This is a genomic window from Methylobacterium sp. J-070 (assembly GCF_022829385.1).
Classification (GTDB): Bacteria; Pseudomonadota; Alphaproteobacteria; order Rhizobiales; family Beijerinckiaceae; genus Methylobacterium.
On the sequence record NZ_JAKSXX010000041.1, the window covers coordinates 1 to 7762 of the forward strand.

The window sequence follows — 7762 nt, forward strand, 5'->3', positions numbered from 1 at the left end:
ATTCGGCCGCGCGCAACCAAGCATAGCCGTGTGCGTTCTTGGGAAGCGGCGCCGTTGGGCGCCAGAGGCTTCCCCCATGCTGCTGATCGCGTCCCTCGTGGCGGGCACATTCGTGCTGGCCACATCGTTCTCGCTCATCGCCGCCCTGACAGACTAGGCCACCCCTCCGCCCGATCCCGCTGGGAACTCTGGTTCGGCCCCGCGCCTTGGCCTCCCACAACGAGACGGGAGGCCGGCATGGGTCAGGACGTAGACGCGGCGCGCGAGGCCTTCGGGACGGTGCCGCCAGGCCGGCTGATCCGCGAGGTGAAGAAGTCTGATCCGGCAGCAGGCGGCAGTGGCCCGAACTCTCCAGGTAGCCCAGTGCTTGATGCTGGCGAAGGGCCTGAGAGCGGCGGCTACGACAACCGGCCCGACATTCCCCAGCCAGACAACGCCAAGGGCGGCCACGGCGCCGGTTAGAGCCGCTGCGCGATAGCCTATCGTCCGAGCGATGGGCCACCCGACGTACCGCCGGTGCCCGGCGGGCCACCGGTGGGTGCGCCGCCGATGTTCACGCCCGGCGTAGTACCCGGCACGGACGAGTTGCTGGGATTGGCCTCGTCCCCGCGCGTGATTGGGCTGGGGCCAAGATCCCGGGCATCAGGGGCAACGCCGCCCCCGGACGCCGGTGGGGTCACGCCGGTGTTACCGGCGCCTCCGGTGACTACCTGGGCCATGGCGGGGCCGGCCAAGAGGATGCTGAAGGCACTGGCGAGCGCCATCGTCATGCGGGTCATGGAGTTGTCCGTGCTGCTGCTGCGGCACAGGAACGGGCGAGGTATCGCGAAGTTCGAACGAGTTTGGCGATGGGCGCAAGTGCGGCCGGGCGCCCGCCGACTTCGCTCCGCTCCTACGCGACATCGTACTGTGCGCGATCTGCGGCTCAGCTATCCAGGCCAAGCCCATGGATCAAGCTGCCGATCGGGTCGAACCGATCGGATGTCTTCGGTGGCGCCTCAGGTGCGGAGCTAAGCTCCTCGACGGCAGGCTTGTTCGGCGCACTACGGGTCAAAGAAGCTTGGTGCACACGGGTCCTGCGCTGCGTAATTTTGTGCCGCGGGGGCGCCACGAGCTTCTGCACCTGCTCTGTTGACGATTGAGCCGGTTGCACCTCCGGGCGGGCTGACGTGGCGTCGGCTACTATCGCAGCGGTTGGTCGCGCTGCCTGGGTCGGTCCGACCTCAGCCGCCTGTGCAGTCGTGATCACGGCGTTCGACAAGGAACTGACGGCGATCGTCCGCGCCGGCGGATTGACCCAGGCGACCGTGCCGGAAGGCGCTTCCGCGATCATAGCCGGTGTGCGCACCTGCCGCGGCAGATCCTCGTAGTTGCCGGGATGCAGGATACGCGCAGCGGCCACAAGGCCGAAAGCAGCAACCGCAGCTGTGGCGAGGGTGGACTTGTAGTGTTCCATGGCCGGTGAACGAACGGCTGAGCTTATGGTTCCGCTTCGAACATTGCTGCCGGCCGTCGCGAGCCCTTGATGCGGCTGTGCCACACCCGCTACAGCGGCGCTTCCCCCTGCTGACGTGCCCGAGGTGTTCGCGACATCAGACGGCGCTGTTGCGGGCGGGCACGCAGCGACAGGCAGGTGCGGGCCAGTTCCCTGTACCTTGCCCGTGAGGCCTTGGCCGGGCAGTTGCGTGAGGGTCGGCGGATGCGGGGGAGCTGGACACCGCGCGCGCCGGCCCACGGCCTGTTAATGTCGCAGCGCGTCGATCCAGGCTTTGACCGGATCCACCACAAACGACACGTACGCCGCCCACGTCCGCGCCCAGCCTTGCACGGGCATGTCGGGGTCGTCAGGCCGGGCCGCCATCAAAGCCGCCACGTAGGCGTCCTCGTGCGGCTTGCACTCGTCCAAGGCGTTGCGCTCCCGGCCGGGCTTGCTGCCGCGCTCCGGCTGGCTGTCGTACGCCTGGCGCACGCAGCCGTGCCAGGCCTGCTCTAGCGCCGGCAGGTCGGCCGGCTCGGCCGCCAGGGCCGAGACCGGCCCGATACCCGCGAGCGTGATGAGCATGGCCAAGGCCTGGACGTGCGCCGCCCGGCTATTCACGGGAAGCGTCAGCCAGCTGCGCGCCCGCCGTCACGGAGGCCATCTCGCCGGTGGCCTGCTGCAGCTCATAGCGCGCGATGCCGTCCGCGAGCGCTAAGAGCCCGGTGAGCATCAGCCCCAGGATCACACAGCGGCGGACGGTGAGCTTAGGGATGAGCATGGAGGCGCCTCAAGGAGACGCGGGCACCGTAGCTGAGCCCTCAGCCGCCGGCTGCCACGCGCGGGCCACACCGCCGATCTGTCCGCCTTTCCCTGGTCAGGCCGATCGGGGGCGCCAGTGCAGCTTGCCGCGGCGCATCAGCTGCCGGACCGCCAGGGCGAGCGCGGTTTCGTAGGGTAGGTCGCCAACGTCGCCTGCCGGTACATCCGCACACAGCTTCGCGAAAGCGGCACGAAGATCAGGATTTGGCATAGGCTCACCCCCCGGGCGGCAAGCCACGATTGGGGTGCCGGCAGGGTTAACGAAAGGTTACTCGCAGACGCGCACGCGTCGGATGTGCTCGACGCCGTATGGGTCGATGAAGCCGCGCCGCTCAACGTGGCAGACTTCCTCCACGTAAACAGGCGGCGGAGCGCGGTAGACCGGCTGGCCGGGATAGTAGCCGTTGTTGGCCGAGGCGATCGCGCTGCCGGCCACGACGCCGCCGAGGGCACCGAGGGCTACCGCACCGCCGACACCGATGCCGTCGCGGGCCTGGGCGGCCGGCATGCTGGCAGTCAAAATGAAGGCCGCTAGGGCAGCCGTTCCAGTGGTCTTCAGGGTTTTACGCATCGCTCGATCTCCACGACCTGCAGACGCCCCGCGCGCATCAGCCGGGGAGGCGTATCCACCAGCGGGGCCTGGCGCGGCCGCGGATGAGCGGTCAAGGTCAGGGTGCGACAGGACCGTTAACGAGATCCTTAGAGCGCCCTCACGGTGACGTGTTCAGGAGTAGGGGCCGCCGAACAGATCGCCGAGCGCCTTCCGCCGGAACAGCGTCCGCCACCGCCTGCGCTGATGCTCGGACCGGTCGTGGTTCATGTGGCACCTCTGGCAGAAGGCCGCGAGGTTGGCGGCTGCATTGTTCGAGGTGTCGTGATCCCGGTGCGCGGCAGCCAGCACCACCTTCGTCACCCTGACCCCGGCCACGAGATCGTCGAGGCTCGGAGGGCTGGAGACCGGTCTTCCGTTCTCGTTGCGCCACGTGCCTAGCTCGCGGTCCCACCAGCGGCCATCCGAGAGGCAGTAGACCTTCTGCCCGTGTGGTCGCCCACACCCCTCGCAGCAGCCACCAGCCCGCCGGAACCGGATCACAGCCGAGAGCTGCGCCCAGTCGATGGGGTAGAAGAAGCGGTGCTCGGGCCGGATCGGCATGGTGATGGCAATGTGCCACCGCCCGTGGAGAAAGCGTAGCGCTAAGGGGCTTGTGCCGGGTTAAACGCTACAGCCTGCCTCGCTTGGGACATCAGGCGGCGGCCGATGTGGCCTCCGCCTTTTGCCGGACCCCGAGACCGAACCGAGTTGCGAACACGTCTGCGGGCATCGGCTTGCCGAACAAGTAGCCCTGCCCCTCTTGGCAGCCCTCTCCGCGCAGACGTGCGTATTCCGCCTCTGTCTCGATGCCCTCGGCGATCACCGCAAGCCCGAACCCACATCCAAGCTGCAGGATCGCCCGCACGATCGTTACATCCTGGTGCGAGGCAAGCATGCCGGTCACGAACGATCGGTCGATCTTCAGCCGGGTCAATGGAAAGCGCTTGAGCAGGCTGAGCGACGCGTAGCCGGTGCCGTAATCGTCGAATGCGATGCCCACCCCGGCCGCGCGTAAGCTGCGCAACGCGGCGATCACCTCGGCATCGTGGCGCAGTACGATGTTCTCGGTGATCTCCAATTCGATGCCAGCCGCGGGCAAGCCGGTGTTCCCCAAGATCGCCTGAACCATCTCGGCAAGATTGCCGCGCTGGACCTGCGCGCTGCATAGGTTTACCCCTATCCGGAACTCAGGTGCTCCCGTGATGCGCCACGCTGCGGCCTGTTCACAGGCGGTGCGCAGCACCCAGTCGCCTACTGGACCGGCGTACCGGCTGGTATCCAGCGCGTCGAGGAATGCCATGGGCGCGAGCAGGCCTCGCTCCGGATGCTGCCAACGGATCAACGCCTCTGCCCCGACCAGCGCACCATCGCTGAGGCGTACCTGCGGTTGGTAGAACAGCACGAACTCGCCGCGCTCGACGGCCCGACTCAGTTCGTCGCGGCAGGTGTGGAGGCGCTGTGCCTGCTGCCGCAGCACGGGGGTGAACAGCCGATGGCAATGCCGACCGTCGCCTTTGGCCTGGTATAGGGCCAGATCCGCGCACGAGAGCAGGTCGTCCGCGCTCTCGCCGTGGGTCGGGGCCAGGGCGATGCCGACGCTGGTGCCAAGCCGGAGCGTCTGACCCTCGTGCTCGAACGGCTCCGCGACAGCGGCGATGATCCTATCCGCCACCTCGGCCGCCCAAAGCGGATCGGCAGTGTCGGGCATGAGTAGGACGAACTCGTCCCCGCCCAGACGCGAGACCGTGTCGATCGGGCGAACGCATGCCAGCAGACGGGCGGCGATCGCCTTGAGCGCGGCGTCGCCGGTGGCATGCCCGTGGCTGTCGTTGATCTCCTTGAAGCCGTCGAGATCGAACATCAGCACGGACACGGTACGTGCGGCGGCGACGATCTCGGTCAGCCGCTCGCACAGTACAGCCCGGTTAGGCAGTTCGGTGAGCGGATCGAGGTGGGCGAGGCGGAACAGACGGTCCTCGTTGGCGCGCCGCTCGCGGATGTCGCGCATGATCGAGCCGAACGCGGCACGTCCCTGCTCCTGCCAGCGCGACAACGACAGTTCGATCGGGAACTCGGTCCCGTCCTTATGACGAGCTGGCAGCTCGACCGTCTTGCCCAGGAGCCGGGGCTTGCCCCCGCCGGCGACGCGGTGCAGTCCACCGCCGTGACCACCCTGCATCCGCTCAGGCACGATCAGGTCGATGGGCTGCCCAATCGCTTCGGCGGCACTGTGCCCGAACATCCGCTCGGCGGCGGCATTCCAGAAGGTGATGTGGCCCGTTGCATCGGCACAGACGATGCCGTCCGGCGAAGTCGATGCGATCTGGACGAAGCGGGACTGGCTCGCCCGCTCTGCAACCTCCAGCCGGCGTAGCTCCATGCGGTCGAGGACAAGATCGGACAGCTGCTGCAGGATCTGCCGGTCGGCGTCGGAGAAGCTGTTGCGCGGCCGCGTGTCGGCGAGGCAGAGCGTACCAACGGCATGGCCTGAAGGCGCGTGCAGCGGGATGCCGGCGTAGAAGCGAATGTACGGCGGCCCGGTGACGAGCGGGTTGTCGTGGAAGCGTGGATCGAGGGCGGCGTCGAGGACGACGAGGGCGTCACGCTGCGTGATGGTATGCGAGCAGAACGCCACCTCTCGGTCCGTCTCGCACAGGTCAAGGCCGACCTTGGCGTGAAAGACCTGGCGGTCGCGGTCGAGCAGAGAGACGAACGCGGTCGGAACCTGGAACAGGCGTGCGGCCAGGGCGACGATCTGAGCGAAGGCCGGTGCTGGCGCTGAGTCGACGAGATCGTACTCAGCTAGCGCGCCGATGCGCGCGTCCTCTGCGACGAGGATAGTGGGAAGCCGCACAGCAGGAACCCGAGATTGCGTTCGTCTGCTGTTGTGCCCTTAGGTTGTTAATGGAACCCCTACAGTGCTGTGTGGCGTCGGCACTGTTCTAGCCACCGCAACACCTGCTGTGAGCGCGGGGAGGGGTTTACAAGCCTGATGGCTTACGAAAGTGATCGAACCGGGTCTGCGAGCCTGAAGAATGTAGAGGTAACGCCGTTCTCGATCAGCGGCTGACACCTGACCCTCGTACTCCCCCGTTACTCCCTATCAGCGGCTGACACGAGCTTCCGGACAGCGGGCAATTCAGATCTGGGTGATCAGGGCTTGTGCCTTGCCCTGTGCGCCTCATTCGGTCCGACGTCGGGCGCCGCAACGCTTAGGCTTGATGAACCTTGAATATACACGCCAGCGTTGTGCAGGCAGATAGGTTCAGCCTCACGGGAGGGCGGATGCCACGCTATTTTTTCGACGTCCTGCACGATGGTGAGGACGTGACGCGCGACCACGATGGGGTCGACCTACCCAACCTTGAGGCGGCAGAGATCGAAGCCTTGGAGATCTGGAAGCGTATCCTCAGGGAACGCACCGCAGGTGCCGCAGACCCGTTCCACTGGCATGTGGCCATCCAGGACGAGAGTGGGACGGCCTTGGCTAAGGTCCCCTATCCAACCGATTTTGCGAGCGAAGCATGACACTAAGCTGAGGGTTCGGTTCTGTCCGTACCTTCAGTGCGTCTGGTGTAATACCCCTTCTGCTACCGTGCTTTTTGCCGTACCCCTACCGTCGGCTGCCGGTCTTTGCCGCGGTCTATCGTAATTCTGCTGGCAGTGCCGGTCAGTGCGGGCATCAGTCCCGCCGAACTAACCCGAAACGGAACGCTACCTTGCGCGGCGCGGTTACCGCGGCTTCCGGGGCTAAGCCCGCGAATGCCGAGGACGACGTCATGAGCCTGTTCGGATCAATCATCTCGAAGATTTTCGGCGGCGGAGCAGCGAGTGCACAGGCGACCGCGCCGCATGCATCCGAGACTCCAACCGTATCACCGGCCGCTACCGGTGTTGGCGGTGCTGGTAGTGGTTCAAGCGGCGCTGCTGCGCCGTCAATGAGCGGTACGCCTTCGCCCACCAGTGCCTCTACGGGTTCGGCAGCCAGCGTCGACGTCGGTCAGGTCCTGAGCGACATGGCTGCCAAGAAGGGGGAGAACCTAAACTACAAGCAGTCGATCGTGGACCTCCTAAAGCTGCTCGACCTCGACAGCAGCCTTACCGCGCGCAAGCAGCTCGCCGACGAGCTGCACTACACCGGCGACAAGGACGACTCGGCGACGATGAACGTCTGGCTGCACAAGCAGGTGGTTCAGAAGCTCGCCGAGAACGGCGGCAAGGTCCCCGCTGACATGCAGCACGCGTGAGACGGTAGTCGTCGGGCGCCTTCGTTATAGGAGGCGCCCAAGGTCTCGACACCCGTCCCGCCGCCGGCCATCTTGAGCGCGTGGAGCGGCGAGCAGGCGCCCTGCATGACGTACCGTGTAACGCTCTTTGTGCACGACGAGGTCGACAGCCAATCTACACTGCTACACGCTCCTATGGGCCCTTGGCTCAGGGAACGCCCTAGATGCTGGCGATGACCCATCACACGTCGGCACCGCTGACACGATGACGGCCCTCGAACTGCTCCGTGCCGTCGCCCACAACGCACCCGTGGGTGTCGTCGTCACCGACGCGACTATCGACCTGCCAGGCCCCACCATCCTGTACGTCAACGCTGCCTTCGGCCGTCTCGTGGGACGTGATCCTGGCAGTCTCATCGGACTCAGCCCGCGCTTCATGCAGGGCAAGGAGACGCGCCGGGCGCAACTGGACTCCTTCCGCCGCGCGATGACGGCGGGCGTGCGCTTCCACGGCTATCTGACGAACTACCGCGCCGACGGCACCCGGTACCGTGCCGAGATCGACTGCCGGCCGTTGCGCAGTGCAGATGGGCGGATCGAGAACTTCGTGTCCTTCGAGCGCGAGGTGGTCCGGCGCGTCGGCCG

Annotated in this window: 10 protein-coding genes; 4 read left to right on the forward strand and 6 right to left on the reverse strand. The window is 66.5% G+C overall.

Features of this window, described 5'->3' with window-relative positions:
• Positions 1-237: 237 nt before the first annotated feature.
• Positions 238-462: a hypothetical protein gene (locus MKL01_RS01940; protein WP_243903551.1), complete on the forward strand. Its 225-nt coding sequence runs from the start codon at positions 238-240 to the stop codon at positions 460-462.
• 463 nt (positions 463-925) lie between these two features.
• On the opposite strand, the gene MKL01_RS01945 is transcribed toward MKL01_RS01940, so the two are convergent.
• The 6 genes from MKL01_RS01945 to MKL01_RS01970 all read right to left on the reverse strand — a co-directional run bounded on the left by MKL01_RS01945 (position 926) and on the right by MKL01_RS01970 (position 5745).
• The gene (locus tag MKL01_RS01945) at positions 926-1456 is read right to left on the reverse strand and encodes a hypothetical protein (protein WP_243903552.1); all 531 of its coding nucleotides are present in this window, start codon (positions 1454-1456) and stop codon (positions 926-928) included.
• A gap of 285 nt (positions 1457-1741) precedes the next feature.
• Positions 1742-2062: a hypothetical protein gene (locus MKL01_RS01950; protein WP_243903553.1), complete on the reverse strand. Its 321-nt coding sequence runs from the start codon at positions 2060-2062 to the stop codon at positions 1742-1744.
• A gap of 28 nt (positions 2063-2090) precedes the next feature.
• Positions 2091-2258 carry a hypothetical protein gene (locus tag MKL01_RS01955; protein ID WP_243903554.1) on the reverse strand — a complete coding sequence of 56 codons (168 nt, stop codon included), beginning with the start codon at positions 2256-2258 and terminating at the stop codon, positions 2091-2093.
• Positions 2259-2567: 309 nt separating this feature from the next.
• The gene (locus MKL01_RS01960; RefSeq protein WP_243903555.1) at positions 2568-2870 is read right to left on the reverse strand and encodes a hypothetical protein; all 303 of its coding nucleotides are present in this window, start codon (positions 2868-2870) and stop codon (positions 2568-2570) included.
• Positions 2871-3023: 153 nt separating this feature from the next.
• On the reverse strand, positions 3024-3452 hold the full coding sequence (locus tag MKL01_RS01965) for a hypothetical protein (RefSeq protein WP_243903556.1): 429 nt from the start codon (positions 3450-3452) through the stop codon (positions 3024-3026).
• A 91-nt stretch (positions 3453-3543) separates the two neighbouring features.
• Positions 3544-5745: a putative bifunctional diguanylate cyclase/phosphodiesterase gene (locus MKL01_RS01970; RefSeq protein ID WP_243903557.1), complete on the reverse strand. Its 2202-nt coding sequence runs from the start codon at positions 5743-5745 to the stop codon at positions 3544-3546.
• A gap of 431 nt (positions 5746-6176) precedes the next feature.
• Here MKL01_RS01970 and MKL01_RS01975 point away from each other — a divergent pair, with 431 nt between their 5' ends.
• From MKL01_RS01975 to MKL01_RS01985, 3 genes are all read left to right on the forward strand, one after another.
• Positions 6177-6419, forward strand: a complete 243-nt coding sequence (locus MKL01_RS01975; protein WP_243903558.1) for a DUF6894 family protein — start codon at positions 6177-6179, stop codon at positions 6417-6419.
• Between the two features lie 251 nt (positions 6420-6670).
• Positions 6671-7138, forward strand: coding sequence for a DUF3597 domain-containing protein (locus MKL01_RS01980; protein WP_243903559.1), 468 nt, complete (start codon positions 6671-6673; stop codon positions 7136-7138).
• A 244-nt stretch (positions 7139-7382) separates the two neighbouring features.
• The coding region (locus MKL01_RS01985; protein WP_243903560.1) for a PAS domain-containing protein at positions 7383-7762 on the forward strand (380 nt) is incomplete at its 3' end.

Excerpts from the sequence above, each read along its gene's own strand:
- MKL01_RS01940 (WP_243903551.1), top strand. The coding sequence starts at position 238 with ATGGGTCAGGACGTAGACGCGGCGCGCGAGGCCTTCGGGACGGTGCCG.
- MKL01_RS01945 (WP_243903552.1), bottom strand. The coding sequence starts at position 1,456 with ATGGAACACTACAAGTCCACCCTCGCCACAGCTGCGGTTGCTGCTTTC.
- MKL01_RS01950 (WP_243903553.1), bottom strand. The coding sequence starts at position 2,062 with ATGCTCATCACGCTCGCGGGTATCGGGCCGGTCTCGGCCCTGGCGGCC.
- MKL01_RS01955 (WP_243903554.1), bottom strand. The coding sequence starts at position 2,258 with ATGCTCATCCCTAAGCTCACCGTCCGCCGCTGTGTGATCCTGGGGCTG.
- MKL01_RS01960 (WP_243903555.1), bottom strand. The coding sequence starts at position 2,870 with ATGCGTAAAACCCTGAAGACCACTGGAACGGCTGCCCTAGCGGCCTTC.
- MKL01_RS01965 (WP_243903556.1), bottom strand. The coding sequence starts at position 3,452 with ATGCCGATCCGGCCCGAGCACCGCTTCTTCTACCCCATCGACTGGGCG.
- MKL01_RS01975 (WP_243903558.1), top strand. The coding sequence starts at position 6,177 with ATGCCACGCTATTTTTTCGACGTCCTGCACGATGGTGAGGACGTGACG.
- MKL01_RS01980 (WP_243903559.1), top strand. The coding sequence starts at position 6,671 with ATGAGCCTGTTCGGATCAATCATCTCGAAGATTTTCGGCGGCGGAGCA.